Origin of the sequence: Luedemannella helvata (assembly GCF_039528415.1) — a bacterium.
In the GTDB taxonomy this organism is placed as follows: domain Bacteria; phylum Actinomycetota; class Actinomycetes; order Mycobacteriales; family Micromonosporaceae; genus Luedemannella; species Luedemannella helvata.
The window spans coordinates 74,360-101,297 of the sequence record NZ_BAAALS010000005.1 but is presented as its reverse complement, the minus strand read 5'-3'; the positions used below and the strand labels follow the sequence as shown (position 1 = coordinate 101,297).

Genomic DNA, 26,938 nt, shown 5'->3' with positions numbered 1-26,938 from the left:
GGGCGTCAGAACGTGCGGCGGGTCGCGGCGGAGGCCAGGTCGCGCAGGACCGCAGCGGCCCCGGGGTCGATGGGCAGCGCGTCGAGGGCCGCGAGCGCCGTGGTGGTGAGATCGTCGATGCGGCGCTCGGTGCGCGCCAGCGCGCCCGTGTCCACGATGATGTCGCGCAGCCGGGTCACCTCGTCGCCGCTGAGGTCGGGGTCGCCCAGGCCGGCCCGCAGGGCGTCGGCGCGCGTCCGGTCGGCCGCGTCGAAGGCGGCCGCGACCAGGTAGGTGCGCTTGCCCTCCCGCAGGTCGTCGCCGGCCGGCTTGCCGGTGGTCGCCGGGTCGCCGAACACGCCGAGCACGTCGTCGCGCAGCTGGAACGCCTCGCCGAGCGGCAGCCCGTAGTCAGAGAGGCCGGCGCTGATGGCCGCGGGCGCGCCGGCGATCGCGGCGCCCAGCAACAGCGGGCGCTCCACCGTGTACTTCGCGGACTTGTACCGGGCCACCGTGCTGGCCCGGCGCAGCGACGTGTCGCCGGTGACCTGCGTGTGCACGTCCAGGTACTGGCCGATGGTCACCTCGGTGCGCATCAGGTCGAAGACCGGCCGGGCCCGGGCGATGGCGGTGCCGTCCAGGCCGGACGTGTGCAGCAGTTGGTCGGACCAGACCAGACACAGGTCGCCGAGCAGTACGGCCGCCGCCGCGCCGAAGGCGTCCGCCCCGCCCTGCCAGCCGGAGCCGGCGTGGCGGGTGGCGAAGCGGCGGTGCACGGCCGGTTCGCCCCGCCGGGTGTCCGACCCGTCGATGAGGTCGTCGTGCATGAGGGCGCTGGCCTGCACCAGTTCGAGCGCGGCGACCGCGGCGACCACCGCGTCGTCGTCCACGCCGCCTGCGGCCCGGTAGCCCCAGTACGCGAACGCGGGCCGCAGCCGCTTGCCGCCGCCAAGCACGAAGTCGTCGATGGCGTCGGCCACGTCGGCCAGGGCGGGGTCGATGCCGCGGAGGAGGGCGCGCTGGTCGGTCAGGAAGGCGGCGAGCGCCTTGCCGACCCGGGCGCGTAGATCCGCGTGGTCCGTCGGGTGCACGCGACCGACGCTAGACCGTTGGCGCGCACCGGCACCGGTGGGGCCGCTGGTTTCCATCCGGCGCGGTGAGAAGCGGCGCGCTCAGTCTCCGGCGCGGCGGCGGCGCGGTCAGTCTCCGGCGCGGCGGCGGCGCAGGAGGATGAGCACGACCGCGCCAATGATCATGGAGGCGAACGACGCGGCCAGCCGCACGGCCAGGTCGCGCCCGCTCTGCGCGGCGACCGGCAGGGTGGCGGGGGTTCGGCTGCCCGCGATGTCCGGCGTCGGGCTCCGGCCGGCCGGTGGCGCGGCCGGGGGAGCCGCCGACGATGCCGCTGCCGACAGCCCGGCAGGTGCGGCACCGTGCGTCGGCGAGTCGCGTGGCAGGCCCGCCCCCGAGGTCGTGATGGCGGCGGCGACGAGGGCGAGGGCGGCGGCGGTGCGCGCCCAGGGCGAGCGGGATCCACGCATGGCCTTCTCCGGCACGGGTAGACAGGCAGGGAACGGGGCGATTCAGGATGGTAAGCGACATAGCGTGCTTGTCTCACATTAGGCGATCGAGTTCGCTCATAGGAGCGATACGGCGTCATCAGGCCGCCGTCGCGCGGGAGGTCCGGGCGTAGACGCCCGGCTCGACGAGGTGCCACTGCGGTGATGCCGGTGCCGGCCGGGCGCGCCGGGCCGCCGCGGCGGCCCGTTCCAGTGGCCCGACCGGGACGTCGAGGCACAGCGCGAGCCAGACGAGCCAGAAGCCGCTGGGCACGCGCTCGCCGCGTTCCCAGCGGGAGATCTCGTGTCGGGTGACCGTCGGCACGCCGGCGGACGCGCAGAGTCGATCGGCCAGGCGCGCCTGGCTGATGCCGGCGCGCTGCCGCGCCTCGACGAGCAGGGTGCCCAGCGATCGGCTCGGGCCGGTGTCGTGCCGCATCGTTCCTCCGTGGCTTGCCGCGGTGATCCGGTGTGCGTGACCCCTGACGCCTCATCCATCGGCGCTCTGTCGTTGACCCCGTGTTCGACGTGCGTGACCCCCGATCCCTCGGCGCCCGCGAACGGGCCCACTCTGCCACGGGCGTACGACACAACGACGCGGCCGGGCCGCCTGGTCCCTGGCGCGGTCCCGGCGCGGCCGGCGCTCGCGCCACTCCCGATGCCGCCATGGCCGTGTTCATCGATACTCAACAGATCATTTGGCCCCCTGGGGCGGAAAATCGTCGCCCGCTGGCCCCTCCCGACAACGCGCCGGCGCGGTTGGCTTGACGCACCGCCCCAGCCCCAGGAGGAGCCCTTGATCCAGGTCTCGTTCGACCCGCAGGACCCGCCCGATGAGCCACCGGCCGGGGCCGACCCGTCCTATTGGCGCGTAGCCGTGCGGCTTTTCCGTGACCACTCGCCTGAGCCGGACGCGGACCCCGGCGGGGGCCCGTCCGGTTGCCGACAGTGCCGCCAGCCGTGGCCGTGCGCCGCCCGACGCCTGGCCGAACGGGGCCTCATCGGCGCGCTACGCACCGGCCCGCGCGGCGCCGGCCCGCCCAACCGGGGGCGCTGGGAGGAGCGCGCCGACACGGCGGGCACCCGGAGCACAGGTGGGACGATCCCCGGCGAGAGCCGCGCGGACGGTTAGAGTCGTTACGTGGCTCTTGGACTCCCTTCGACCCTGCCCGGCGGTCAGCCGTCCATCGGTGAGCTGTTGCGTGCGGGCACGCCCACGTTCTCCTTCGAGTTCTTCCCACCGAAGACCCCGGACGGCGAGCGGCACCTGTGGCAGGCCATCCGCGAGCTGGAGCCGCTGCGGCCGTCCTTCGTCTCGATCACCTACGGTGCCGGCGGGTCGACCCGGGACACGACCGTCTCGGTCACGGAGCGCGTCGCGACCGAGACCACTCTGCTGCCGATGGCGCACCTCACCGCGGTCAACCACTCGGTCGCCGAACTGCGCAACATCGTGGGGCGCTACGCGGGGGCCGGCATCCACAACGTGCTCGTCGTGCGCGGCGACCCGCCCGGCGACCCGCAGGGCGAGTGGGTGCCGCACCCGCGCGGCCTCACGTACGCCCACGAGTTGGTCAGCCTCGTGCGGGACTCGGGCGAATTCTGCGTCGGTGTGGCCGCCTTCCCCGAGAAGCACCCCCGCTCGCCTGACTTCGAGTCCGAGGTGCGCCACTTCGTGGCCAAGGTCCGCAGCGGCGCCGACTTCGCGATCACCCAGTTCTTCTTCCGTTGGGAGGACTGGTGCCGGCTGCGCGACGCGGTGGTCGCCGCTGGCTGCGACGTGCCGATCATCCCGGGCATCATGCCCGTCACCAACGTCAGCCAGATCGAGCGGATGGCCACGCTCTCCGGGGCCGTCTTCCCGCAGGACCTGGCCGAGCGGCTGCGCGCCGTGGCGGACGACCCGATCGCCGTGCGCGCCATCGGGGTGGAGTTCGCCACGCGCCTGTCCGAGCGGCTCCTCGCGGAGGGCGCGCCGGGGATCCACTTCATCACCCTCAACCGGTCGACGGCTACCCGCGAGGTGTGGCAGAACCTCAGCCTGGGCGCCCAGGTGTAGCCGGGCGACGGCGGCGGGCGACGCGATGGGCACGCCAGGGCTGAATCTGCCCTGGGACTCGGATGACGACGGGGCCACCGCCGTCCCGCTCGTCACGGTCACCAGTGGGATCGGGCGGGGCACCAACCGGCTCGGTCGGCTGCTCAGCCGCGTCCGGGTGGCGCCCTGGCTGCTGCGTACGCTCTCGGTCGTCTGTAGTGTCGCCGCGCTGCCGGTCGCGGCCTATCGCGACGGTGCCCCGGCCGTCGCGGCCGGTCTGGTGCTCGTGGCCGGCGTGGCGGGCACCCTCGACGGGCCGGTGGCCGCGAGTACGGGCCGGCTCACCCGGCTCGGCGTCGTCTACGACCCGGTGACCGACCGGGTGTGCGAGGTCTGCTGGCTGGCGGTGCTGTGGCTGCTGGGCGGGCCGGCCGGGGCGGTGGTGGCCACCGGCGTGCTGACCGGCGTGTTCGAGTACATCCGCGCTCGCGCGGTGCTCGTCGGGATGAGCGGGCGCGGGGTCGCGACCATCGGCGGGCGCGGTGTGCGGGTCGCTGTCGTCGTGCTCGGCCTGACCGCCGCCGGGCTGGGCGGGCTCACCAGCACCGATCTCGTGGCCGGCATCGCCACGGTCACCGTGTTCGTGTGGGCCGCGCTGGCCTTCGTCGGCCTGATCCGACTGGTTTCCACCGTCCGCGACACGCTGGCCTGACCGCCCGGGCGCCGGTCAGGTGGGCGGCAACGGCAGCGGCCGGCCCAGAATCGCGAACGGCCGGTCGTCGCCGGGAAAGCGCATCCGGCGCACCACGTCGACAAACCCGTGGGCCCGGTAGAGCCGCCACGCGCGGGACGACTCGTCGGCGACCTCCGGCGTGGAGAGCAGCACGACCCGGCCCGGGGCGCCGTCGAGCAGCCCGCGCAGGAGCCGGGTGCCCAGACCGCCACCCTGGGCCTCCGGGAGGACGTGCAGCTCGACCAGCTCGTACGCGTCGGTGAGCCAGCGGCGGCGTTCGCCCCGGCGGATGGCACCGCGCACCTGGTCGTGCCACCACTGGCCGGCGGTCGACAGGTAGCCGTAGCCGAAGCCCAGCACGGCGTCGTTCTCGTCGAGGGCGGCCACGGCACGAAAGCCCGCCCGGCGGGCATGCGCGGTGATGAAGCCGCGCCGCGCCGAGACCAGGTCCGGGGGGTAGCCCATCGCGGCCGCGTAGACGGCGAGCACCTCGTCGAGACGCCCGACCAGCTCGTCGGCCGTCCACCGGACCAGGACAGGCGACCCCACGCTCATGCCACTTCGGCGGGGGTGCCGGCGGTGATGCGGACCAGTTCGGCGAAGGTCGTGGGGAAGACCGCCCGGGGTACGCCGCCGGCGGCCCAGATCTCGTCGTACTGCGCCAGGGCGGTGTCGACCAGGGTGCGGACCGGCTTGGGGTGGCCGAGCGGAGCGACCCCGCCGATCGGCTGGCCGGTGTGCTCACGCACGAACTCCGGCGTGGCCCGGCGCACCGCTGCCGCCCCGAGGACGGCCGCGACCTTGGCGGTGTCGACCCGGTGCGCGCCCGAGGTGAGGACGAGCAGCGGGTCACCGTCGGCGGCGAAGATGAGCGAGTTGGCGATCTGCCCGACGGTCACGCCGAGGGCCTCGGCGGCAGCGGCGGCCGTGTGCACCGCGTCGGGCAGGATCCGGACCTGACCGGTCGCCCCGGCCGCGTCGAGCGCGTCCTGGACCGCGATCACGTTGGGGTGCTCCTGCATGCGTCCATCTTGGGGGACGCGACCGCGCGGCGCGGCCCGGGGGCGGTCGTGGCTCGCGGCTACCCGGCCGTCCTGCCAGGAATCGTTGCGAACTTGTCGGGGGTGAGGTTTACTCTGTACGAGTGTTCGAACACGGGTTCGATAATAGATCACGTGTTCGAGGGCGGGAGGACGTGTTCGCGGCACGTTCCTCCACCTGGGCCGGGCATTCGCGGGTTCGGCCCATGGGTGGGTTCGCTGCCCGCCACCCTCGACCCCTGGGTGGCGGGCGGTGGCCCCGACCGTTGGTCCGGCGTTCGCGTCGGACGGCTGGCCGGGTGGGGTGTGGGGAAGCTCCTCACCCGGCCAGCACCGGCACAGACAACACGCTGCCCTTCTCCGCAGCGACGACAGAAGCGACGACAGACGTGCGGGCCGTCGTGGCCCGCAGCGGAGGAGTGATGTCGTGATGGTGCCTGTCTCCGTCGGCTCGACCGCCCCACCGGTGAACGCGCGCCCGACGACGGCCCGCACGCCGGCGGCCCGCACACCGACGACGCTGCCGGCGCACGTCCTGCCGCACCGCACCCCGGTCGAGCTGCTCATCCTGGCCCGCCGCGGGCTCGTGGAGGCGGCCCGCACCGAGGCGGACGGGCTGCGTTACGCCACCGCCCACCTGGCCGCGCTGCGGGCGGCGGCCGCCGTCCTGGCCGCCCGGGCCCGACCCGGCGTCGGGCGCCGCAGCCGGGTCACCAGCGTGTGGGCCCTGCTCGTGCTCGTCGCGCCCGAGCTGGGCGAGTGGGCCGCGTTCTTCGCCGCCGGGGCCAACAAGCGCGCGGCCGCCGAGGCGGGCATCGCCCGCGCGGTCTCCACCCGCGAGGCCGACGACCTGCTGCGGTCCGCCGGTCAGTTCGTCGACCTCGTCGCCGACGAGCTCGGGCTCGCCTACCAGCCGGCCATCGAGGGCCTGGCCTCCTGATCTCCCACCGCCCCTAGCGGGTCACCGCCCGCACACAGCACAGTCAGCACCAACAGCACAGCCAGCACCACAGCACAGCGAAGAACAGAGGTCGTCGTGGCAGACGTCGTGGCGCTGCGGCGGTCGGACCGGCCGTCGCAGGTCGCCGTTGCCGTCGCGGAGGCCGTCCCGACCGGGGCGGCGCCCGCGCCGCCGACGGCCGTGGAACCCGCGCCGCCCACCGGGCCGTCCGCGCGACCCACCGGGCCGTCCGCGCCGCCCACCGGGCCATCCGCGCCGTCTACCAGGCCGTCCGCGCGTCCCGCCGGGGAGCCGAACGGCCTGCACCGGTTGCGGGCCAGCGGGTTGATCCGGCCGGCGAGCGCGCCGGCCGACCCGACCGGGGTCGCCCACGTCCTGCCGGTCGAACCGGCCCTGGCCCGGCTGCTGCCATGGGGTGGCCTGCGGCGCGGCGGCACGGTCGCGGTGGCGCCCGGGGCCGCGCCCGGGGCCACCTCCCTGCTCTACGCGTTGCTCGCCGACGCCGTCGCGGCGGGGGCCTGGTGCGCCGTGGTGGGGCGCCCCGATCTCGGCCTCGTCGCCGCGGCCGAGGCCGGCGTGGACCTGTCCCGGCTCGCGCTCGTGCCGGCGCCCGGCCCCGACTGGGTCAGCGTGGTCGCCGCCCTCCTCGACGGCGTGGACATCGTCGTGGCCGCCACGCCCGGCCCGGTGTCCGCCGCGACCAGCGGCCGGCTGGCCGCGCGCGCCCGCCAGCGGGGCAGCGTACTCGTCCCCTTCGGACAGTGGGCCGGGGTGGACCTGACGTTGACCGTCAACGACGGGCACTGGTCCGGCCTCGAACCGGGCCGGGGCCGGCTGCGACGCCGCGAACTGACGGTCGCCGCCGTCGGCCGGGGCGGCGCCACCCGATCGCGCCGCGCCACCCTCCGCCTGGGCGACCCGCCCACCCCCGCGACGGCACCCGCCGGGGAGGCCGCCGGCCTGCGCCTCGTGCGCGCCGAGGAGGTGGCGTGAGCGAGCGACAGCGTCGCAGCGCAGCGGAGGTGACCGCGTGACCGAGCGCGTGCTGCTGGTGTGGTGCCCGGACTGGCCGGTGATCGCCGCGGGCCTCGTCGAGGGCGTCGACGTGCACCGGCCCGTCGCCGTCCTGCACGCCAACCGGGTCATCGCCTGCTCCGAGGCCGCTCGCGCCGAGGGGGTACGGCGGGGGTTGCGTAAGCGGGAGGCACAGGGCCGCTGCTCGGGACTGGTCGCCGTGGAGCACGACCCGGTCCGCGACGCCCGGGCGTTCGAGCCGGTCCTCGCGGCGGTCGAGGAGCTCACCCCCGGCGTCGCGGTCGTCCGCCCGGGCGCGTGCGCGTTGCCGGCCCAGGCGCCGGGCAACTACTACGGCGGGGAGGAACGGGCCGCCGAGCGGCTCGTGGAGCAGGTGGCCCTGCGGTGTCAGGTCGAGGCGCAGGTCGGCGTCGCCGACGGGGTCTTCGCCGCCCTGCTCGCCGCCCGGCAGGGGCAGCTCGTGCCGCCGGGGCGGACGCCGGCCTTCCTCGCCGGCATGGACATCCGCACCCTCGACCGGCCCAACCTCGCCGACCTGCTGCGCCGGCTCGGCGTGCGTACGCTCGGGGATTTCGCGGCGCTGCCCGCCGCGGACGTCCTGTCCCGGTTCGGCCCGGACGCGGCCTACGCCCACCGTCTCGCGGCCGGGGTCGCCGACGAGCGGCTCGTCCTGCGCGACCCACCGCCGGACCTCGCGGTCGCCGGCGAGTACGACCCGCCGTTGGAACGGGTCGACGCGGCCGCCTTCGCCGGCCGGACGCTCGCCGAGCGGCTGCACGAGCGGCTCACCGGCCACGGGCTGGCCGCGACCCGGCTGGGCATCGAGGCGCGCACCGCCGCCGGTGAGGAGCTGCACCGGGTGTGGCGCCACGACGGGCTGCTCGACGCGGCCGCCATCGCCGACCGGGTGCGCTGGCAGCTCGACGGCTGGCTGTCCGGCACGGCCCGCACCGCCGAAGGGGGCCGCCCGAGCGCCGGCATCGACCGGCTGCGCCTGCTGCCCGACGGGCTGGTCGCCCAGGCAGGCCTGCAGGCCGGGCTGTGGGGCGAGGTCGGCGAGGCGGAGGCCCGGGCGCGGCGCGCACTCGTGCGGGTGCAGGGCATGCTCGGCCCGGAGGCCGTGGTCACCGCCGTCGCCGACGGCGGGCGCGGTCACGACGACCAGGTCCGGCTCGTGGTCTGGGGAGACGAGCGCGTCCCCGGCCCGGCCGCCCAGGCCCCGTGGCCGGGCCGGCTGCCCGCGCCGTCGCCCGCCGTCGTGCCGCCCGACCCGACCCCGGCCACCGTCCTCGACGCGACCGGCGCGCCGGTGTCGGTCACCGCGCGACTGGCGATGAGCGGCGCGCCCGCCCGCATCGCGATCGGCCGCGACCGGCCCGTCGACATCGCCGCGTGGGCCGGCCCGTGGCCGGTGGACGAGCGCTGGTGGGCCCCCACGGAGGCGCGGCGCATGGTCCGCCTGCAGCTCCAGCTCGCCGACGGCCGCGCGCTGCTCGTCGCGCTCGCCGGCGGCCAGTGGCAGGTGGTAGCCGTCTATGACTGAGGGACGCGGCCCGGTGGACATGTGTCGTCGCGGCGGGTGTTGCTACCAAACGTCCATAGGGGTTCCACAGCGGTTCCACAAAAGTGCGGTCCCGGATCGGGGCCACTGATGGGCTGGAACAACCCGCCGGTGCCGTGGTCGGAGGTCGAGCGCGTGCTCTCGGGGCGCGGGCCCGTCGTGCACGATCCGATCACCATCGACCACGGTGACGGCGGCGACACGCCCGCCTGGACCCGCAAGCGCCCGCCGTACGAGGCCCCCGAGGTCGTCCGCGACGAGTCCACCGTGGACTACGCGGAGCTGCACTGCCACACCAACTTCAGCTTCCTCGACGGGGCGAGCCAGCCGGAGGAGCTGGTGGAGGAGGCGGTCCGGCTGGGACTGACCGGGCTCGCGGTCACCGACCACGACGGCTTCTACGGCGTGGTCCGCTTCGCGGAGGCCGCCGCCGCGTACGGGCTGCCCACGATCTTCGGCGCCGAACTGTCGATGGGCCTGCCGAAGCGGCAGAACGGGGAGGCCGACCCGGCCGGCAACCACCTGCTCGTGCTGGCCCGGGGCACGGACGGGTACGCCCGGCTGGGCACGGTCATCGCCGAGGCGCAGCTGGCCGGCGGCGAGAAGGGCCGCCCGGTGTACGACCTGGAACGCACCGCCGACGCCCTGCGCGGGCACGTTCAGCTGCTGACGGGCTGCCGCAAGGGCCACGTGCCCGAGGCGCTGCGCGTCGACGGGCCGCAGGCGGCGGCGTGGGAGCTCGACCGGCTGGTCGACCTGTTCGGCGCCGGGCACGTCGCGGTCGAGCTGACCGACCTGGGCGACCCGACCGACAGCGACCGCAACGACGCCCTCGCGGCGCTCGCGCGCAGCCGCAAGCTGCGCGTCGTCGCCACCAACAACGTCCACTACGCGCACCCGCGCAACCGGCGCCTGGCCACCGCCGTGGCCGCGGTGAGAGCGCGGCGCAGCCTCGACGAGCTCGACGGGTGGCTGCCCGCCGCGGCCACCGCGCACCTGCGCGCCGGGGCGGAGATGGCGCGCCGCTTCGCGGCCTATCCCGACGCGGTCACCAACGCGGCCGCCCTGGCCGGGGAGCTGGCGTTCGACCTGAGCCTGGTCGCCCCGAAGCTGCCCGACTACCCGCTGCCCGAGCCGGGCCACACGGAGATGACCTGGCTTCGCCACCTCGTCGAGGAGGGGGCCAGGCAGCGCTACGGCACCCGCGAGCAGCGCCCCGACGCGTACAAACAGATCGACCACGAGCTGAACATGATCGATAAGCTCGGCTTCGCGGGGTACTTCCTGGTGGTCTATGACATCGTGCGGTTCTGCCGGGACAACCGGATCCTGTGCCAGGGGCGCGGGTCGGCGGCGAACTCGGCCGTCTGCTACGCGCTGTGGATCACCAATGTGGACGCGGTGCGCTGGGAGATGCTGTTCGAACGGTTCCTCGCGCCGGAGCGCGACGGGCCGCCCGACATCGACGTCGACATCCAGTCCGACCGCCGCGAGGAGGTCATCCAGTACGTCTTCGCGCGGTACGGGCGCCGGCACACCGCCCAGGTCGCCAACGTCATCTCCTACCGGCCGCGTTCGGCGGTGCGCGACATCGCCCGCGCGTTCGGCTACCCGCCCGGGCAGCAGGACGCGTGGAGCAAGCAGATCGACCGGTGGGGCGGGGTCGCGGCCGCCGACGTGGACGACATCCCGCCGCACGTCATCGAGTACGCCAACGAGCTGTTGACCTTCCCGCGCCACCTGGGCATCCATTCGGGCGGCATGGTGATCTGCGACCGGCCGATCATCGAGGTGTGTCCGGTGGAGTGGGCGAGCATGCCCGGCCGCACGGTGCTGCAGTGGGACAAGGACGACTGCGCGGCCACCGGTCTGGTCAAGTTCGACCTGCTGGGGCTCGGCATGCTCGCCGCGCTGCGCTCCGCGATGGACTTCGTCGACCCCGGTATGGACCTGGGCACGCTCGACCTGGCCGACGCCGAGGTCTACGACATGCTGTGCCGGGCCGACGCGGTCGGGGTGTTCCAGGTGGAGAGCCGCGCCCAGCTGGCGACGCTGCCCCGGCTGCGGCCCAGGGAGTTCTACGACCTGGTCGTCGAGGTGGCGCTGATCCGGCCGGGGCCGATCCAGGGCGGCTCGGTACACCCCTACATCCGCCGTCGGCAGGGCAGGGAAGCACCGACGCCGCCGCATCCGCTGCTCACGAAGGCCCTCGAAAGGACGTTGGGCGTGCCGCTGTTCCAGGAGCAGCTCATGCAGATGGCCATCGACGTGGGCGGGTTTGACGCGGCCGGCGCGGACGAGCTGCGCCGCGCCATGGGCTCGAAGCGCTCCGCCGAGCGGATGGGCCGGCTGCGCCAGCGCCTCTACGACGGCATGGCCGAGCGGGGCATCACCGGGCAGCTCGCCGACGACCTGTTCCTCAAACTGGCCGCGTTCTCCAGCTACGGCTTCCCGGAGAGCCACGCGATGAGCTTCGCGTACCTGGTGTTCGCCAGCGCCTGGTTCAAGCGCTACCACCCGGCGGCGTTCTGCGCGGCGCTCATCAACGCCCAGCCGATGGGCTTCTACTCCACGCAGAGCCTGGTCGACGACGCCCGCCGGCACGGCGTGACGTTCCGCCGCCCGGACATCAACGCCAGCGACGCGCCGTGCACCCTGGAGCCGCCCGCGCAGCCGGGCGGGCCGCGCAACGGGCCGGGGTCGCCGCCGACGCTGTGGGGCGTGGGCGGGCCGGTGGTGCGCCTCGGGCTGGCCGAGGTGCGCACGATCGGCACGGAGCTGGCCGAACGGATCGTCGCGGAACGCACGCGCGGCGGGCCGTACCGGGACCTGCGGGACCTGGCCCGGCGCGTGGCCGCGACCGGCCGGCCGCTGACCACAGCGCAGCTGGAGGCGCTCGCCACCGCGGACGCGTTCGCCTGCTTCGGGCTGGACCGCCGCGCGGCGTTGTGGGCGGCCGGGGCCGCGGCGCAGGAGCGGCCCGACCGCCTCGCCGGGACAACCCCGGGCGTACGCGCGCCCGCGCTGCCCGGCATGGACGACGTGGAACGCATGGTGGCGGACGTGTGGGCGATCAACCTGTCGCCGGACGCCCATCCGGTGGGGTTCGCCCGGGCGGCCCTGGCCCGGCGCGGCGCGCTACCGGTGCGGGCGCTGCCGGACCGTCGCCACGGCGAGCGCGTGCTCGTCGGCGGGATCGTCACCCACCGGCAGCGCCCGGCGACGGCCGGCGGCATCACGTTCCTCAACCTGGAGGACGAGACGGGCATGCTGAACGTCGTCTGCTCGCCCGGCCTATGGCACCGCTACCGCCGGGTGGCGCGCACGGCCCAGGCGATGCTCGTGCGGGGCCGGCTGGAGATCGTCGACAGTGTGGTGAACCTGGTCGCCGACCACCTGGAACCGCTGGCCCTGCCGGTCACCGGCCGGTCGCGTGACTTCCGCTGAGCGGCGCCGACTCACCGAGCGCGTTGGGCCGACCACGCAGCAGCGCGCGGACGGTCTCGGCGTAGTCGTTGGCGGCCGTCGACAGCTGCCGGGCCCCCAGCGCGGCGGTCATCGACGTGCCGCGCAGGCCGCCGGTGAACTCGATGGTGACCTCGCCGTCGGTCACCACGAGCACGGGCTCACCGAACTCGTCGTAGTCGATGCGGGCGGTGACGTCGCGCAGGTCCAGACTGGCCATCGCTGGCGGGTCCGTCGGGTCGCGGTGCGAAGACGGCATAGCACCACTACTCCTCAGCTTCAGGGCCGGGACGGACCGATGGTAAGGCGGTACTCGCACGTAACCTATCGGTCGACTGGTCTCATTGGATCGTGCATGAAGGGGGAAGGGTTACGCAGGGGTCATGACACGTAACGCTTGGTCGTCGTATAAAGGAACCAACGACCGGCAACGTCTGTGGCAATGGGTGCCACGCAATGGTGCATGTCCACCTAAATATGTGCAACCCTATGTTCATTCACTGGTCCTTTTGCGCCAGGGTCGCATGTCATGGCCGCGCCTTCGCGGCCGCGTACCCACGTGGGTGGGCGAACGCGACGCGCGGACCGGTGGCCTACTCTCGCAGGGTGAGCAGTTCGACCCACGCGCCCGCCGGCCCCCACGCCGCCGCGCGCACCGCGGTGGTCTGGCAGGTGCTGAGCGGCGAGCTTGACCGGCTCGGCGGTCCCGGGCTGCGCGTCGTCGACGTCGGCGGCGGCACGGGCGGGTTCGCCGTGCCCCTGGCCCAGCTCGGCCACCACGTCACCGTCGTGGACGCCAGCCCCGACGCCCTCGCGGCGCTGACCCGTCGGGCCACGGAGGCCGGCGTCGACGCCCGGGTCACGGCCGTGCAGGGCGACGGCGACGCCCTCGCCGACCTGGTCGCGCCGGACAGCACCGACCTCGTGCTCTGCCACAGCCTGCTCGAGATGGTCGACGACCCGGCCGGGGTGTCGACGGCGCTGGCCACGATCCTGCGCCCGGGCGGCGCCGCGAGCGTGGTGGTCGCCAACCGGGTGGCCGCCGCGCTGGCCCGGGCCATCAACGGGCAGGTCGACGCCGCCGTGGAGCTGCTGCGCGAGGCGCCGGGGGAGCGCCGCGAGCCCGCGTCGGGCGGCGGCGGCCGCGGCGCGGTGCGGCGCCGCTTCGACGTGGCCGAGGCCACGGACCTGCTCACCGCCGCGGGCCTCACGGTCGTGGAGATCCACGGCGTACGGGTCGTCGCGGACCTCGTGCCGGGCGCCGTGCTGGAACGCGAGCACGAGGCGCTGCTGGCGTTCGAGCTGACCGCCGCCGGCCGCTCGCCCTACCGCGACATCGCCACGCAGCTGCACCTGCTGGCCCGCCGGCCGTGAGCGGGCTGGAGACCGTCTCGCCCCGGTACGGCGAGGCGAGCCTGGCCGACCTCTTTCCCGGCGCGCTGGCCGCGCTCGGCGTACCCGGCTCCAGCGACCCGATCGGCCTGTCGACCGGCCCGCTGGCCGGGGTACGCAAGGTCGCCGTGCTGCTCGTCGACGGCCTCGGGCACCACCAGCTGCCGATCGCCGCGCCGCGGGCGCCGGCGCTGGCCGCCCTGGCGGCCGACTCCCGGTCCAGGACCCTGACCTCGGGCTTCCCGTCGACCACGCCGACCAGCCTGGCGTCGCTCGGCACGGGCGCCGCCCCGGGCGCGCACGGGCTCGTGGGCTTCCTGCTCAACGTGCCCGGCACCGACCGGGTGCTCAACCACATCCGCTGGGACGACGACCCCGACCCGCTGCGCTGGCAGCCGCTGCGCACCCAGTTCGACGTGGCCGCCGACCACGGCGTCGCCTCGTACGTGGTGGCCAAGCCCGAGTTCGCCGGCAGCGGGCTGACGACGGCGGCGTGGCGCGGCGGGCAGTTCGTCGGCGCCGCCGACCCGGAAGCCGTGGCCGCGCGCATGCTGCACGCGCTGGCGACCGCGCCCGCCCCGGCGCTGGTCTACGGGTACGTCCCGGACGTCGACCGCTGGGGACACGAGACGGGCGTCGGGTCCGCCCAGTGGTTCGACGCCGTACGCGACGTGGACCGCATGGTGGCCCGTCTCGTCGAGGGCCTGCCCGCGGACGCCGCGCTGCTGGTCACGGCCGACCACGGGCAGCTCAACGTGGCCGGCGGCCGGCGCGTCGACGTGGACACCGAGCCGGGCCTGCGCGACGGGCTGCGCGTCCTGGCCGGCGAGCCCCGCGTCCGTTACCTGCACACACTGCCCGGCGCCGCCGATGACGTGCTCGCCACCTGGCGCGGGGTGCTCGGCGGGGACGCGTGGGTGCTGCCCCGCGACGAGGCCGTGGCCGAGGGCCTGTTCGGGCCGGTCAGCGAGGCGCACCTGCAGCGCGTCGGCGACGTCGTGGCGATCTGCCGGGATCGCACCGTGCTGCTCGCCACCCAAACCTCCCCGGCGTCCGTGAGCCGGCAGGTCGCCGTGCACGGGTCGGTCACCGCGCTGGAGATGACGATCCCGCTGCTGGTCGCCCGTACCTGACAGTCACAGGGGCCGGATAACCTCCCCCCATGGGGCGCAGCCAGCAGATCCGCGGCTCCTCGTCCGGGGCGTACGGGCCGGACGGGGACGACACCGGCTGCCCCATCCTGCACGTCGACATGGACGCGTTCTTCGCCTCCGTGGAGATCCGCCGCCGGCCCGAACTGGCCGGCCGGCCCGTCGTGGTCGGCGGCGTCGGTCCGCGCGGCGTGGTCAGCTCCGCCAGCTACGAGGCCCGGGAGTACGGGGTGCGCAGCGCGATGCCCACCGCCCGGGCCCGTCGCCTGTGCCCGCACGCGATCTACATCCACCCTGATCACAAGGCCTACCAGGCCGCGTCGACCGCCATCATGGCGATCTTCCGGGACGTGACGCCGCTGGTCGAGCCGCTGTCCGTCGATGAGGCCTTCCTCGACGTCGCCGGCGCGACGAAGCTGTTCGGCCGGCCGGCCGAGATCGCGGCCGAGCTGCGCCGGCGCATCGCCGCCGAACAGGGCCTCACCTGCTCGGTCGGCGTGGCCGCCACGAAGTACGTCGCGAAGCTCGCCTCCACCCGGGCCAAGCCGGACGGCCTGTCGGTCGTGCCGGCCGCCGCGACGCTGGAGTTCCTCCATCCGCTGCCGGTGGAGGCGCTGTGGGGCGTCGGCGACCGTACGGCCGAGACGCTGCGCCGGCTCGGCCTGACCACGATCGGCGATGTCGCGGCGGCGCCGGCCGGCATGCTGCGCCACGCCGTGGGCAACGCCGCCGCCGCGCACCTGTCGGCGCTCGCGGCGGGGCACGACCCCCGCCGGGTGACCCCTGAGCGGGTCGAGAAGTCGATCGGCGCGGAGACGACGTTCGACACCGACGTGACCGACCCGCAGGTCATCCGCCGCACGCTGCTGGCCCTGTCCGGCACGGTCGCGGGCCGGCTGCGCACCGCTGGCCAGGCCGGACGCACTGTCGCGCTGAAGGTCCGGCTGGCCGACTTCACCACGCTGACCCGTTCGCGCACCCTGCACACCGGCACGGACGTGGCGCGGGAACTCTTCGACACGGCGTGGCAGCTTTTCCGCGCGCTCGCGCCGACCTCCCCGGTGCGCCTCGTCGGGGTGCGAGTTGAGTCACTCGGCCAGGTCGACGCAATGTCACGGCAGCTCACCCTGGGCGACCGCGAGGTCGGATGGCGCGAGGCGGAGCGTGCCGCGGACGCCGTAGCTGTCCGTTTCGGGCCGGGCATGATCCGTCCAGCGAGCCTCGTCTCAACAGTTGGCCAAGAACGCATCATCGATCCGCTTTCCGACCCGCTGCCCCCCTCGTAGACTTGCCCTATGCGGCCGATCGGCTGCTGGCGGTCTGCCGATCCCACGAGGTCGGCATGAGGACCGGGGAGGAGTGCCGTGCCGCTGTCCGAACACGAGCAGCGGCTGTTCGAGCAGATCGAACGGTCGCTGGCTGAGGACTCCAAGTTCGCCTCAGCCGTGCGCGCTAGTGACCCGCGCTTCCATGCGAGGCGACGGGTGCTGCTGGCGGGCTTCGGGGTGTTGGTCGGTCTCGCCCTGCTCATCTACGGCGTGGCCGCTCCGCTGCCACTGCTGGGCGTCGCCGGCTTCGTTGTCATGCTCGGCTCGGTCGCGTTCGCGATCCAGTCGGTGCGTCGCGCCCGCCACCCCGAGCTGCGCTCGGTCGGAGGCACGGCGAGCCGTTCCACCAAGGGGCGGCGCCCGTCTCTCATCGACCGCCTCGAGGACCGCTGGCGCCAGCGCCCCGAAGACCAGCTCTAGCGCCCCCCGCACGCGGGCTCACGAGCGCCGCGTGTCCGTTGCCGCCTAACCCAGGCGCGCGACGGACGCGCGGCGCTCGCCCTTGTGCGCCCCCGGCGGCGCCGGGGTGGGTGGCGCCCCGGTCGGGAGCGTCCGTCACGCCGGCGGCGCCCCGGAGCGGCACCGCCGGCAGGGGCCCTAGCGGCGGCCGGTGAGCAGGCGACGCGGGCTGAGGCGGGCGGCGAGCCGGTCGCGCCACCGACCCGTGCGGGCCACGGTGTAGCCGCTCGCGCGCAGCCACCGTAGCCGCCAGCGCAGCACGGTGGAGCGGGGCATGAAGGTCGCCGACAGGCGTTCCCAACGGGTGGCCTGCGCGGCGAAGGTGTCCCGGGCGCGGCGGACCGCTTCGTCGAGGCCGTCCGGCACGAGCGGCCGGCGGGCGTACCGGGCGAACTCCTCCGTGCGGGCCAGCTTGGTGACCGCCCGCTCGCCGTCGGTGTCCGTGCCGGTGACGGCGGCGAGGCGGTCGGCCGTCGCGCGGGGGGTCTCGGTCGGGTCGACGGGGATGGCGAAGTCCGTCATGGTGTCGAGCAGCTCGGCCCACGCCTGGTGGGCGTCGTGGCGGGCCTGGGCGATCCCCTGGGGGTCCGCGGACGACAGCAGGTCGCTCGGCCCGCCCCCGCCGGCCGCCGTGGCGACGTCCAGGGCGATCACCTGCTGGTGGCGCGACCGTCGGCGGCGGCGCAGCAGCTCGCGGCCGACCGCCGGGGCGGCCAGGACCACCAGGACGAGCAGCACGCCCAGGCCGGTGAGCCAGACCCACAGGGGGGCGCCGTTGTCACCGCCACCGGCCGCGCCGGGATCCTCCGGCCCCGCCTCCGGGTCGGTCGGCCCGGGGCTGGCCTCCGCCGTGGACCTGGGACCGGTGTCCGGATCGTCCTGCGCGCCCGGCGTCGTCGTGTCGACCAGGTCGGGCGCGTAGCCGGGGTCGACCGAGCCGGGCACGCTGGCCGACGGGGTCGCGTCGAACGGCACCCAGCCGAGGTTCGGGAAGTACACCTCGGTCCAGGCGTGCAGGTTGCGGTTGGTGAGCGTGACCTGGCCGTTGATGGCGTTCTCACCGCGGGTGAAGCCGAAGGCGACCCGGGCCGGGTAGCCGGCGGCGCGCACGAGCCACGCCAGGGCGGCCGCGTACTGGACGCAGAATCCCTGCCTGCCCCTGAGGAAGTCGACGATCGCGTTGCCGCTGTCGCCCTTGGGCACGTTCAGGTTGTACACGAACCGGTTTTCCGGGCCGAAGTAGTTGTAGAGGGCCCGAACCTTGTCGTACTGCGTGTCCTTGCCGGTGGTCAGCCGCTTGACCAGCGCGGTGATCTCCTGGACTTGGGGCACGGTGGTCAGCGTGACCTGCTCGTCGTTGAGGTAGGTGCCGGCCCGGCGCAGCGCGTCGGCCGTGTAGACGCGTCGGCTGTAGGTGACGGTGTAGGACTTGCGGACCGTGCTGGACTGACGGGACGCCACGACGTCGAACCGCCGGTCGAGGCCCCAGGTCGGGTCCAGCCCGTCGATGTCGATGGCCTCGAGGTAGATCGGGGCCAGGGGCATGTCGAAGTCGACGATCTCGATCCGGGCGCTGCCCTTCTCCAGGCTGGTGCCCTCGATGCGGGGCAGCGCCCGGTCGGGGTCGTTGGGCAGCGCGCGGTTACCGGCCGCGACCCGGCTGGTGAAGCCGTTCTCGTTGACCTGGTCGGCCACGCCGAAACGCAGGTAGTAGGGCGTCGGGTCGGAGTTGGTCACCCGGACCATCGGGTACGGCCGATCGCGCTGCAGCGACCCGGTGAGCATCGCGGTCAGGTCCACGGCGCCGCTGCCGCCTGTTCCGGCGCCCGTGCCGGTGCCGTTCGTGCCGCCGTTGGGCCGCAGCTTGTCGATGAGCCCGGTGGTGAGGCCCGGCGTGACGACCGGCAGCAGGACGGCGACGACGATGCCCACGATGCCCAGGCGGCGGCCGGCCGCGGCGAGCGGGGAGGGCTCCCACACGTCGATGTCGCGGCCCTCGCCGGTGAACCGGCGGCCGAACCGGCGCACCCGGTCGACGCTGTCGGTGATGAGCAGCCACAGGAAGCCGGCCGCGCCGAGCCCGAACTGGATGAACGACACGCTCGTGGTGAGCACCGCGACCGGTACGGAGTAGATGGCCAGCAGGGCGAGGCCGGCCAGGGCCGGGCGGCGCAGCCCGACCGCGCACAGGTCGACGATGATCGCGACCCCGCCGATGCCGAGCGTGACGATGAGCAGCAGCCCGTCCAGGTCCGGGACGGGCACGGCCTCCTGCTGGATGGCCGCCCCGGCCTCGCCGAGCAGCTCGCCGAAGTGCCGGAACGTCTCCGCGGTCGGGATGAAGCCGACGAACTCCGCGCCGGTGGGGAAGTAGAGCGTGAGGATGACCGTGAGGGCGGCCATCATGAGCAGGGTCTGGCCCCACAGGGGGACGCGCAGCCTGCGCGCGATCATCGCGGTACCGACGACCGCGATGACGGCCCCGCTGGCGTAGAAGAACCAGCTCCACGACGAGAAGATGCTGAGCAGGCTCATCGAGCCGAGCATGGTGACGATGCCGCCGATGACGGCCACGTGGTGGCGGCTGTTCATCGCGCCTCCCCGCCCACGGGGGTGGTGACCCGGGAGACCGTCTCGGCCATGGTGGCCCGCAGCGCGAAGCCCTGCGTGCCGCGCGCCGCCTGCGGCCACAGCGCCGAAAGGGAGGCGCCGTGGCTGACGCCGATGAGCCGCCAGCCGCCGCGCAGCAGCGTGACGGCCGCCGCGTCGTGCACGGGGTCCGGCTGCGCGTCCGGCGGGGGCCGCCAGCTCGTCGCGTCGATGAGCAGGCCCAGGCAGGTGGTGCCCGACGAGCGCAGCGCGCCGAGCAGTTCCGCCTCGGCGACCGTCAGCTGGCCGAGCACGGCGACGATCATGCCGCCGTCGGAGCGGCGGCGGACCCGCTCGACGAGGGTGCCGATGTCGTGCGCCGCCGAGGTCGTCGCCTCGGCGAGCCCGTCCAGGATGACGCCCTCGCCGGCCCGCTCGGCGGCGTCGATGTCGAGCCCGCCGCCGGTCACGAGCCGCACCTTGTACCCGTTGCGGCGCAGGTGAAGCGCGATGCTGGCCGCGGCGGAGACGGCCCATTCGAAGCTCGCGGTGGGCCCGTCGCCCCGGTGTCCCTGCTTGCGGGTGTCGAGCACGACCGTGGCGCGGCTGTCCCAGGGCTGCTCCTCGCGGCGCACCATGAGTTCCCCGACGCGCGCGGTGGAGCGCCAGTGCACCCGGCGCAGGTCGTCCCCGTCGCGGTACTCCCGGGTGGCGACGTCGTCCTCGCCGTGCACGGCGACCGACCGGGCCCGGCTGTCGCCCGCGCCCGCGAACTCCCCGGCGAGGCGCACGTTGGGCAGGTCGACCGTCTGCGGCACCACGGTGAGCTTGCCGACCGTGGAGAACGCGCGGGTCAGCTCGCACAGGCCGAACGGGTCCGTGACCCGCACGGCCAGCGGGCCGACGTCGAAGCGGCCGCGCATCTCGGCCCGGACCGTGTACGCGACCGTGGACGAGCCCTGCCCCGACAGCCGCTCCAGGACCAGCCGTGGCCGGCTGCCCAGGGCGTACGGGAGGCGGTCCTCCAGCATGAGCGTGCCCGTGGGCAGCCGGGACAGGTTGGTCAGCCGCAGCATGATCCGCGAGGGCGAGCCGACCGGCACGCGGACCGGCTCGATCCAGCGGATGCACGACAGCCGGAACCGGGTCTGGCCCACGTACAGGGCGGCGAGCAGCGGCAGCGCGGCGAGCAGCACGGCCACCCGCAGCAGGTCCTTCTCGCCGAGGATGACCGCGGACAGGCCAGCCGCCACCGCCGCCGCCAGGAACGACCGGCCGCGGGTGGTCAGGCCGCGTAGGGCGGTGCGCACGTCAGCGCCTCCGGCCGTCCGTGTCGTAGCGGTGCTCGCCGCCGGTGCGCGGGCTCAGCGCGGGGCGTGGGCGCTCAACCGGCAGCGGAAGCCGGTGGATGATGTCGGCCAGGATCGCGTCCGTCGTGCGCCGGGCCAGCTGCGCCTCGGCGGTCGGGATGATCCGGTGCGCGAGAACGGGCACGGCCAGGGCCTGCAGGTCGTCCGGGAGCACGTAGTCGCGCCCGTCGAGCGCGGCGACGGCCCGCGAGGTGCGCAGCAGCTGCAGCGTGGCCCGGGGCGAGGCGCCCAGGCGCAGGTCGGTCGACTCGCGCGTGGCGGTGACCAGGTCCACGGCGTACTGCTTCACCGACGGCGCGACGTGGATGTCGCGCACCGTGGCGATCATGCGCCGGACGGTGACCGCGTCGGTGACCGGGTTCAGGTCGTCGAGCGGGTCGTGGCCCCCGTGGTGGTCCAGCATGGCCAGCTCGGCCTGCTGGTCGGGGTACCCGACGGCGATGCGGGCGGTGAACCGGTCGCGCTGGGCCTCGGGCAGCGGATACGTGCCCTCCATCTCGATCGGGTTCTGCGTCGCCACGACCATGAACGGCGTGTGCACGAAGTAGGTGACGCCGTCGACCGTGACGTGCCGCTCCTCCATGCACTCCAGCAGGGCGGACTGCGTCTTCGGCGAGGCGCGGTTGATCTCGTCCCCGACCACCAGGTTGGCGAACACCGCGCCCGGCTTGAACTCGAACTCGCGCGTCTCCTGGTTGTAGACGCTCACCCCGGTCACGTCGCTGGGCAGCAGGTCGGGGGTGAACTGGATGCGGCGGACCGAGCAGTCGATCGAGCGGGCGAGCGCCTTGGCGAGCTTGGTCTTGCCCACGCCCGGCACGTCCTCGATCAGCAGATGTCCCTCGGCGAGCAGGACGGCCAGAGCGAGCCGCACCGTGGCCGTCTTGCCCTCGATCACCTGCTCGATGTTCGCCACGATCGCGCTGGCCTGCCGGCCGAATTCCTCGGGGCTCAACGGCTCGCCGAGCTCATCCCCCGTGCGCTGCGGAATCGTCACCGGCGTCTCCTCCTCGTCGAACCACGCCTCGTGGTAACGACGCACGGGCGCGTAGATCGGTTCGCGGGAAGTGCGTGAGCGGACGTGCCTTCCCGCGAAGACCCCCGCATCCTTACAGGTTAACCACGCCTTGTGGGTACCTGCCGAACGCGAATGTCCGGTCGGTGCCCGACGAATGACCATATCGACGGCCAAAGCTCTCCGCCCCTCCGCGGTGGAGCGCCCGCCGGGCGACGCGGTACACTGCGGGCATGGCCGGGACATTCCTGCTTCTTATCGAGCCGTGCTGACCAGGCTCCACGTCGGCACGGCCACCCCTCCTGCGCGAGGGGCTTTTTTATGTCCAGCCCCGGCTCATGATGGTTCTAGACGAGGATAGGAAGCAGACCATGACGCAGGACGCCGAGATCCCCGCCCACCGCTACACGGCGGCGCTGGCGAACGAGATCGAGTCGCGTTGGCAGCGCCGCTGGGCCGCCGACGGCACCTTCAACGCCCCCAACCCGTCCGGTGACCTGGCCGACCCGGACCACCCCCGGGCGACCGCCCCGCCGCTGTTCGTGCTGGACATGTTCCCGTACCCGTCCGGCGCCGGCCTGCACGTCGGGCACCCGCTGGGCTACATCGGCACGGACTGCTTCGCCCGCTTCCAGCGGATGACGGGGCACAACGTGCTGCACTCCATGGGCTTCGACGCGTTCGGTCTGCCGGCCGAGCAGTACGCGGTGCAGACCGGCCAGCACCCCCGGATCACCACCGAGGCCAACATCGTGCGCTACCGCGAGCAGCTGCGGCGGCTGGGCCTGGGCCACGACCCGCGCCGCTCGGTGGCCACCATCGACGTGTCCTACTACCGCTGGACCCAGTGGATCTTCCTGCAGATCTTCAATTCCTGGTACGACGCGGACGCCGGTAAGGCCCGGCCGATCGCGGAGCTGGAGAGTGAATTCGCCGAGGGCCGCCGCCCGACGCCCGACGGCCGGGCCTGGGCGCACCTGTCCGATGTGGAGCGCCGGCGGATCATCAACGACTACCGCCTGGCGTACGTGTCGGAGGCGCCGGTGAACTGGTGCCCCGGCCTGGGCACGGTGCTGGCCAACGAGGAGGTCACCGCCGACGGCCGCTCCGAGCGCGGCAACTTCCCGGTCTTCAAGCGGAGCCTGAAGCAGTGGATGATGCGCATCACCGCGTACGGCGACCGGCTGCTGGCCGACCTGGACCTGCTGGACTGGCCCGAGCCGATCAAGCTGCAGCAGCGCAACTGGATCGGCCGCTCCACGGGCGCGCACATCGACTTCCCGACCGGCGCGGGCCCCATCCGCGTCTTCACCACCCGGCCCGACACGGTCTTCGGCGCCACGTACATGGTGCTGGCCCCCGAGCACGAGCTGGTCGACCAGCTGATCCCGAACGTCTGGCCGGCGGGCACGAAGCAGGCGTGGACGGGCGGGCACGCCACGCCGGGTGAGGCCGTCTCGGCGTACCGACGCTTCGCGGCCGCCAAGTCGGACGTGGAGCGGCAGGCCGACGCGAAGGAGAAGACCGGCGTCTTCGTCGGCGCCTACGCGACGAACCCGGTCAACGGCGCCCAGATCCCGGTGTTCATCGCGGACTACGTCCTGGCCGGCTACGGCACGGGCGCGATCATGGCGGTGCCCGGCCAGGACGAACGCGACTGGGCGTTCGCCGAGGTCTTCGACCTGCCGATCATCCGCACGGTGCAGCCGACGCCGGGCTTCGACGGCAAGGCGTTCACCGGCGACGGCCCGGCAATCAACAGCTCCGCCGACGGGATCTCCCTGGACGGCCTGGGCGTCGCCGAGGCCAAGGCGCGCATCATCGCCTGGCTGGAGGAGAACGAGCACGGCACGGGCGCGGTCACGTACCGCCTGCGCGACTGGCTGTTCAGCCGCCAGCGGTACTGGGGCGAGCCGTTCCCGATCGTCTACGACGACTCCGGCCTGCCGATCGCCCTGCCCGAGTCGATGCTGCCGGTCGAGCTGCCCGAGGTCGACGACTTCTCGCCGCGCACCTTCGACCCGGACGACGCGGACACCTCGCCGGAGACGCCGCTGTCGCGCCGCAAGGACTGGGTCGAGGTCGAGCTGGACCTGGGCGACGGGCCGCGCACCTACATCCGCGAGACCAACACGATGCCGCAGTGGGCGGGCTCCTGCTGGTACGAGCTGCGCTACCTGGACCCGACCAACGAGACGCAGCTGGCCGACCCGCAGATCGAGCGGTACTGGATGGGCCCGGACGGCGACATCGGCGGCGTCGACCTGTACGTCGGCGGCGCCGAGCACGCCGTGCTGCACCTGCTGTACGCGCGCTTCTGGCACAAGGTCCTGTACGACCTGGGCCACGTGTCCAGCGTGGAGCCCTACCGGCGCCTGTTCAACCAGGGCATGATCCAGGCCCCGGCCTACACGGACTCGCGGGGCACCTACGTCGAGGCCAGCGAGGTCGAGCAGGTCGGCGACCAGTTCTTCTACCGGGGCGAGCCGGTCAACCGTGAGTTCGGCAAGATCGGCAAGTCCCTGAAGAACGTCGTCACCCCGGACGACATGTGCGCCGAGTACGGCGCGGACACCTTCCGGGTGTACGAGATGTCGATGGGCCCGCTGGATGTGTCGCGCCCCTGGGACACCCGCGCGGTGATCGGCTCGCAGCGGTTCCTGCAGCGCGTGTGGCGCCTGATCGTCGACGAGAGCACCGGCGCCCTGCGGGTGACGGACGCGCCCATCGACGACGAGACCAACAAGCTGCTGCACCGCACGATCGACGGCGTCCGCGCCGACATGGCGGAGCTGCGCTTCAACACGGCCATCGCCAAGCTGATCGAGCTGACCAACCGGGCCACCGCGGTCGGCGCGGCGGGCACGCCCCGGGCGCTGGCGGAGGCGCTGACCCTGATGGTCGCCCCGTTCGCCCCGCACCTGGCCGAGGAGCTGTGGCATCGCCTGGGCCACGACTCCACGATCGCGTACGCCGACTTCCCGCAGGCCGACCCGGCCCTGCTGGTCGCCGAGTCCGTGACGTACCCGGTGCAGGTCAACGGCAAGGTCCGCGGTCGCATCGAGGTCGCGGCCGACGCGCCGGAGGACGCGGTGCGCGCGGCGGCCCTGGCCGAGGTGGCCGCTCACCTGGGCGGCAAGGAGCCCCGCAAGGTGATCGTCGTGCCGGGTCGGATGGTCAGCGTCGTCGCGTAGGCACGCGGGCGGTGACCGGGCGGCCGATTAACCCGGTCCTAACACGCATGACGCACCATGGATGGATGAATCGTCGCGCGGTACGTATCGGGTGCGAGTTCGTGCACGACGCTGCCCAGCCGACGCCGACGGTGTTCCAGGTGCAACCGCGCGACGAGGCCCCGGTCACGCTCGCGCGGCAGGAGTGGTCGACCGAGCCCGAGATCGTGACCCGGCGCTACGTCGACCACTACGGCAACCCGTGCCTGCGGGCGGTGCTGCCGGCCGGGCGGTCGGTGCTGCGCTACGACGCGCTGGCGCTCGTGCCGGACAGCACCGAGGACGTCGACCTCGACGCCCCGGAGCTGTCGCCCGAGCAACTGCCCGACGACGTGCTGCTCTACACGCTGCCCAGCCGGTACTGCCTGCCGGACGTGCTCGGGGACGTGGCCTGGCGGGAGTTCGGCAACCACCCGCCGGGCTACCGGCGCGTACAGGCGATTATTGATCATCTGCACGAGCGGGTGACCTTCCGCTACGGCAGTAGCACCGCGACCACCACGGCCGCGGACGTGTACGAGGCCGGCTTCGGCGTGTGCCGTGACTTCGCGCACCTGGCGATCACCTTCTGCCGCGCGCTGAACATCCCGGCCCGCTACGTGTTCGGCTACCTGCCCGACATGGACGTGCCGCCCGACCCGGCGCCGATGGACTTCGCGGCGTGGATGGAGGTCTGGCTCGGCGACCGCTGGTGGACGTTCGACCCGCGCAACAACGCCGCCCGCAAGGGCCGCATCCTCATCGGTCGCGGCCGGGACGCCTCCGACGTGGCGATGGCGACGACGTTCGGCGCGCCGCGGCTGGAGTCCATGGTGGTGTGGGCCGACGAGGAGGCCCCGTGAACCCGCTGTGTGACGCGCCGACCCTCGACCACACCGCGCTCGACCTCGCCGCCGCGGACAGCCTCACCTTCCGGCTGTGTCAGACGTTCCGCTACACCTACGCGACCCCGATCGAGTCGCTGCGCCACCGGCTGGTCGTCGTGCCGCCCACCCGGCACGGCGAGGTGCACCTGCGCGGCGCACGCGTCGCCGTCGAGGGCGCGGCCGCCAGGCGGCGCACGGTCCGCGACGCCATGGGCAACACGGTCGTACGCTTCACGGTCGCGCACGTCGAGGAGTACGTGGAGTTCCAGCTCCAGGCGATCCTTGAGCGGGTGCGCGGCGCGGGGCCGGTGCTGCTGCCCGCCACGGCGCTGCGCGATCCGCGTCACCTGCTCGCGAGCCGGCTCACCGAGCCCGACGACGCGCTGCTCGCCCTCGCCGCTGACGCCCGCGCGCACGGCCCGGACCCGTTGGCCGTCGCCGACCGGCTGTGCGTCGAGACGCACCGCCGCATGCGGTACGAGTTCGGCGTCACCACGGTCGAGACCACAGCGGCCGAGGCGCTCGCCGCGGGCCGGGGGGTGTGCCAGGACTACGCGCACATCATGGTGTCGGCCTGCCGGGCGGCCGGGGTGCCGGCCCGCTACGTGTCCGGGCACCTGCTCAGCCAGGGCGGCACGCACGCGTGGGTGGAGGTCATCGTGGCCCACCCGTCGGGTGCCGAGGCGGTCGCCTTCGACCCGTGCCACGCCCGCCGCGCCCACGCCGGCTACGTCACGGTGGCGACGGGCCGCGACTACGCCGACGTGGCCCCCACCTCCGGCACCTATGCCCGCGGCGGCCCCGGCGACCTGACCTCCCGCCGCGACCTGGCCCTGATATCCATTCACCCGGCCCCGTAACCGGCCCGGGCGGGTCCCATGGTCGCCGACTGGTGATCCTCCGCCAGCGGGTCCGGAACGCGTCACCTCACGGGTGAGTGAAACAAACATCCGACGTTTCATGCGTACTGCCATTGTGTGAATGCGATGCGTCGTCGGCGCCTATTCACTCTTTCTCGCGATGAAGAATCAATTTCACGTGTCCTGCCCGGGGTAGGGTGCGCTGAATGTTAAAGCCAGATCTCCGACCTGTGATTATTCGATGTCGGCGCTCGATTCGCCCGAATTTCCGGAGCGCGTGCCGGTGTCTGTAACAACCGTGAGT

The 26,938-nt window shown here is 73.9% G+C and carries 23 protein-coding genes; 14 read left to right on the top strand and 9 right to left on the bottom strand.

Going from position 1 to position 26,938, the window contains the following annotated elements:
- Positions 1–5 precede the first annotated feature (5 nt).
- The 3 genes from ABD191_RS06835 to ABD191_RS06825 form a co-directional block, all read right to left on the bottom strand.
- Positions 6–1,127 carry a polyprenyl synthetase family protein gene (locus ABD191_RS06835; RefSeq protein WP_425560663.1) on the bottom strand — a complete coding sequence of 374 codons (1,122 nt, stop codon included), beginning with the start codon at positions 1,125–1,127 and terminating at the stop codon, positions 6–8.
- A 51-nt stretch (positions 1,128–1,178) separates the two neighbouring features.
- On the bottom strand, positions 1,179–1,520 hold the full coding sequence (locus tag ABD191_RS06830; protein ID WP_344078053.1) for a hypothetical protein: 342 nt from the start codon (positions 1,518–1,520) through the stop codon (positions 1,179–1,181).
- 118 nt (positions 1,521–1,638) lie between these two features.
- Complete coding sequence (locus ABD191_RS06825; protein WP_344078051.1) at positions 1,639–1,977, bottom strand: helix-turn-helix domain-containing protein; 339 nt, start codon at positions 1,975–1,977, stop codon at positions 1,639–1,641.
- A gap of 357 nt (positions 1,978–2,334) precedes the next feature.
- On the opposite strand from ABD191_RS06825, the gene ABD191_RS06820 reads away from it, so the two are divergent.
- The 3 genes from ABD191_RS06820 to ABD191_RS06810 are packed head-to-tail and all read left to right on the top strand — an operon-like array spanning position 2,335 to position 4,288.
- Positions 2,335–2,670 carry a hypothetical protein gene (locus tag ABD191_RS06820; RefSeq protein WP_344078049.1) on the top strand — a complete coding sequence of 112 codons (336 nt, stop codon included), beginning with the start codon at positions 2,335–2,337 and terminating at the stop codon, positions 2,668–2,670.
- A gap of 9 nt (positions 2,671–2,679) precedes the next feature.
- A complete protein-coding gene (metF, locus tag ABD191_RS06815) occupies positions 2,680–3,597 on the top strand; it encodes a methylenetetrahydrofolate reductase [NAD(P)H] (RefSeq protein ID WP_344078047.1) in 918 nt (305 codons plus the stop codon).
- 25 nt (positions 3,598–3,622) lie between these two features.
- Positions 3,623–4,288 carry a CDP-alcohol phosphatidyltransferase family protein gene (locus ABD191_RS06810; protein ID WP_344078045.1) on the top strand — a complete coding sequence of 222 codons (666 nt, stop codon included), beginning with the start codon at positions 3,623–3,625 and terminating at the stop codon, positions 4,286–4,288.
- Between the two features lie 15 nt (positions 4,289–4,303).
- On the opposite strand, the gene ABD191_RS06805 is transcribed toward ABD191_RS06810, so the two are convergent.
- On the bottom strand, positions 4,304–4,858 hold the full coding sequence (locus ABD191_RS06805; protein ID WP_344078043.1) for a GNAT family N-acetyltransferase: 555 nt from the start codon (positions 4,856–4,858) through the stop codon (positions 4,304–4,306).
- Between the two features lie 2 nt (positions 4,859–4,860).
- Positions 4,861–5,331: a YbaK/EbsC family protein gene (locus ABD191_RS06800; protein WP_344078041.1), complete on the bottom strand. Its 471-nt coding sequence runs from the start codon at positions 5,329–5,331 to the stop codon at positions 4,861–4,863.
- Between the two features lie 448 nt (positions 5,332–5,779).
- Between ABD191_RS06800 and ABD191_RS06795 the strand changes: the two genes are divergently transcribed.
- The 4 genes from ABD191_RS06795 to ABD191_RS06780 all read left to right on the top strand — a co-directional run bounded on the left by ABD191_RS06795 (position 5,780) and on the right by ABD191_RS06780 (position 12,353).
- Positions 5,780–6,289: an SAV_6107 family HEPN domain-containing protein gene (locus ABD191_RS06795; RefSeq protein WP_425560675.1), complete on the top strand. Its 510-nt coding sequence runs from the start codon at positions 5,780–5,782 to the stop codon at positions 6,287–6,289.
- Positions 6,290–6,610: 321 nt separating this feature from the next.
- The gene (locus ABD191_RS06790) at positions 6,611–7,303 is read left to right on the top strand and encodes a hypothetical protein (RefSeq protein WP_344078395.1); all 693 of its coding nucleotides are present in this window, start codon (positions 6,611–6,613) and stop codon (positions 7,301–7,303) included.
- Between the two features lie 37 nt (positions 7,304–7,340).
- Positions 7,341–8,888, top strand: a complete 1,548-nt coding sequence (locus ABD191_RS06785; protein WP_344078037.1) for a DNA polymerase Y family protein — start codon at positions 7,341–7,343, stop codon at positions 8,886–8,888.
- Positions 8,889–8,996: 108 nt separating this feature from the next.
- Positions 8,997–12,353, top strand: coding sequence for an error-prone DNA polymerase (locus tag ABD191_RS06780; RefSeq protein WP_344078035.1), 3,357 nt, complete (start codon positions 8,997–8,999; stop codon positions 12,351–12,353).
- Here ABD191_RS06780 and ABD191_RS06775 read toward each other — a convergent pair.
- On the bottom strand, positions 12,325–12,591 hold the full coding sequence (locus ABD191_RS06775) for a hypothetical protein (RefSeq protein WP_344078033.1): 267 nt from the start codon (positions 12,589–12,591) through the stop codon (positions 12,325–12,327). The two genes, ABD191_RS06780 and ABD191_RS06775, sit on opposite strands and share 29 nt — an antisense overlap.
- A 386-nt stretch (positions 12,592–12,977) precedes the next feature.
- On the opposite strand from ABD191_RS06775, the gene ABD191_RS06770 reads away from it, so the two are divergent.
- The 4 genes from ABD191_RS06770 (at position 12,978) to ABD191_RS06755 (ending at position 16,662) form a co-directional block, all read left to right on the top strand.
- Entirely contained in the window at positions 12,978–13,745 is a 768-nt protein-coding gene (locus ABD191_RS06770) for a methyltransferase domain-containing protein (RefSeq protein WP_344078031.1), read from the top strand.
- Positions 13,742–14,896 (top strand): alkaline phosphatase family protein, encoded by a 1,155-nt coding sequence (locus tag ABD191_RS06765; RefSeq protein WP_344078029.1) that lies wholly within the window; start codon positions 13,742–13,744, stop codon positions 14,894–14,896. Before ABD191_RS06770 ends, ABD191_RS06765 begins: the two co-directional genes overlap by 4 nt.
- A gap of 29 nt (positions 14,897–14,925) precedes the next feature.
- The gene (locus ABD191_RS06760; protein WP_344078027.1) at positions 14,926–16,200 is read left to right on the top strand and encodes a DNA polymerase IV; all 1,275 of its coding nucleotides are present in this window, start codon (positions 14,926–14,928) and stop codon (positions 16,198–16,200) included.
- Positions 16,201–16,278: 78 nt separating this feature from the next.
- The gene (locus ABD191_RS06755) at positions 16,279–16,662 is read left to right on the top strand and encodes a DUF3040 domain-containing protein (RefSeq protein WP_344078025.1); all 384 of its coding nucleotides are present in this window, start codon (positions 16,279–16,281) and stop codon (positions 16,660–16,662) included.
- A 177-nt stretch (positions 16,663–16,839) separates the two neighbouring features.
- Here ABD191_RS06755 and ABD191_RS06750 read toward each other — a convergent pair whose 3' ends face one another.
- From ABD191_RS06750 to ABD191_RS06740, 3 genes are read right to left on the bottom strand one after another with little or no spacing between them, the layout of a single operon-like run.
- Complete coding sequence (locus tag ABD191_RS06750; protein WP_344078023.1) at positions 16,840–19,293, bottom strand: transglutaminase TgpA family protein; 2,454 nt, start codon at positions 19,291–19,293, stop codon at positions 16,840–16,842.
- A complete protein-coding gene (locus tag ABD191_RS06745) occupies positions 19,290–20,600 on the bottom strand; it encodes a DUF58 domain-containing protein (protein ID WP_344078021.1) in 1,311 nt (436 codons plus the stop codon). Before ABD191_RS06745 ends, ABD191_RS06750 begins: the two co-directional genes overlap by 4 nt.
- A gap of 1 nt (position 20,601) precedes the next feature.
- Positions 20,602–21,651: an AAA family ATPase gene (locus tag ABD191_RS06740; RefSeq protein WP_344078393.1), complete on the bottom strand. Its 1,050-nt coding sequence runs from the start codon at positions 21,649–21,651 to the stop codon at positions 20,602–20,604.
- Positions 21,652–22,046: 395 nt separating this feature from the next.
- Between ABD191_RS06740 and leuS the strand changes: the two genes are divergently transcribed.
- From leuS to ABD191_RS06725, 3 genes are all read left to right on the top strand, one after another.
- On the top strand, positions 22,047–24,869 hold the full coding sequence (leuS, locus tag ABD191_RS06735) for a leucine--tRNA ligase (RefSeq protein WP_344078019.1): 2,823 nt from the start codon (positions 22,047–22,049) through the stop codon (positions 24,867–24,869).
- Positions 24,870–24,934: 65 nt separating this feature from the next.
- Positions 24,935–25,750, top strand: a complete 816-nt coding sequence (locus ABD191_RS06730; RefSeq protein ID WP_344078017.1) for a transglutaminase-like domain-containing protein — start codon at positions 24,935–24,937, stop codon at positions 25,748–25,750.
- Positions 25,747–26,634 (top strand): transglutaminase domain-containing protein, encoded by an 888-nt coding sequence (locus tag ABD191_RS06725; protein WP_344078015.1) that lies wholly within the window; start codon positions 25,747–25,749, stop codon positions 26,632–26,634. The genes ABD191_RS06730 and ABD191_RS06725 overlap by 4 nt, the downstream gene beginning before the upstream one ends.
- The last annotated feature ends 304 nt before the right edge of the window (positions 26,635–26,938 follow it).

Excerpts from the sequence above, each read along its gene's own strand:
- ABD191_RS06795 (WP_425560675.1), top strand. The coding sequence starts at position 5,780 with ATGGTGCCTGTCTCCGTCGGCTCGACCGCCCCACCGGTGAACGCGCGC.
- ABD191_RS06825 (WP_344078051.1), bottom strand. The coding sequence starts at position 1,977 with ATGCGGCACGACACCGGCCCGAGCCGATCGCTGGGCACCCTGCTCGTC.
- ABD191_RS06730 (WP_344078017.1), top strand. The coding sequence starts at position 24,935 with ATGAATCGTCGCGCGGTACGTATCGGGTGCGAGTTCGTGCACGACGCT.
- ABD191_RS06760 (WP_344078027.1), top strand. The coding sequence starts at position 14,926 with ATGGGGCGCAGCCAGCAGATCCGCGGCTCCTCGTCCGGGGCGTACGGG.
- ABD191_RS06810 (WP_344078045.1), top strand. The coding sequence starts at position 3,623 with ATGGGCACGCCAGGGCTGAATCTGCCCTGGGACTCGGATGACGACGGG.
- leuS (WP_344078019.1), top strand. The coding sequence starts at position 22,047 with ATGACGCAGGACGCCGAGATCCCCGCCCACCGCTACACGGCGGCGCTG.
- ABD191_RS06750 (WP_344078023.1), bottom strand. The coding sequence starts at position 19,293 with ATGAACAGCCGCCACCACGTGGCCGTCATCGGCGGCATCGTCACCATG.
- ABD191_RS06780 (WP_344078035.1), top strand. The coding sequence starts at position 8,997 with ATGGGCTGGAACAACCCGCCGGTGCCGTGGTCGGAGGTCGAGCGCGTG.
- ABD191_RS06830 (WP_344078053.1), bottom strand. The coding sequence starts at position 1,520 with ATGCGTGGATCCCGCTCGCCCTGGGCGCGCACCGCCGCCGCCCTCGCC.
- ABD191_RS06775 (WP_344078033.1), bottom strand. The coding sequence starts at position 12,591 with ATGGCCAGTCTGGACCTGCGCGACGTCACCGCCCGCATCGACTACGAC.
- ABD191_RS06800 (WP_344078041.1), bottom strand. The coding sequence starts at position 5,331 with ATGCAGGAGCACCCCAACGTGATCGCGGTCCAGGACGCGCTCGACGCG.
- ABD191_RS06835 (WP_425560663.1), bottom strand. The coding sequence starts at position 1,127 with ATGGAAACCAGCGGCCCCACCGGTGCCGGTGCGCGCCAACGGTCTAGC.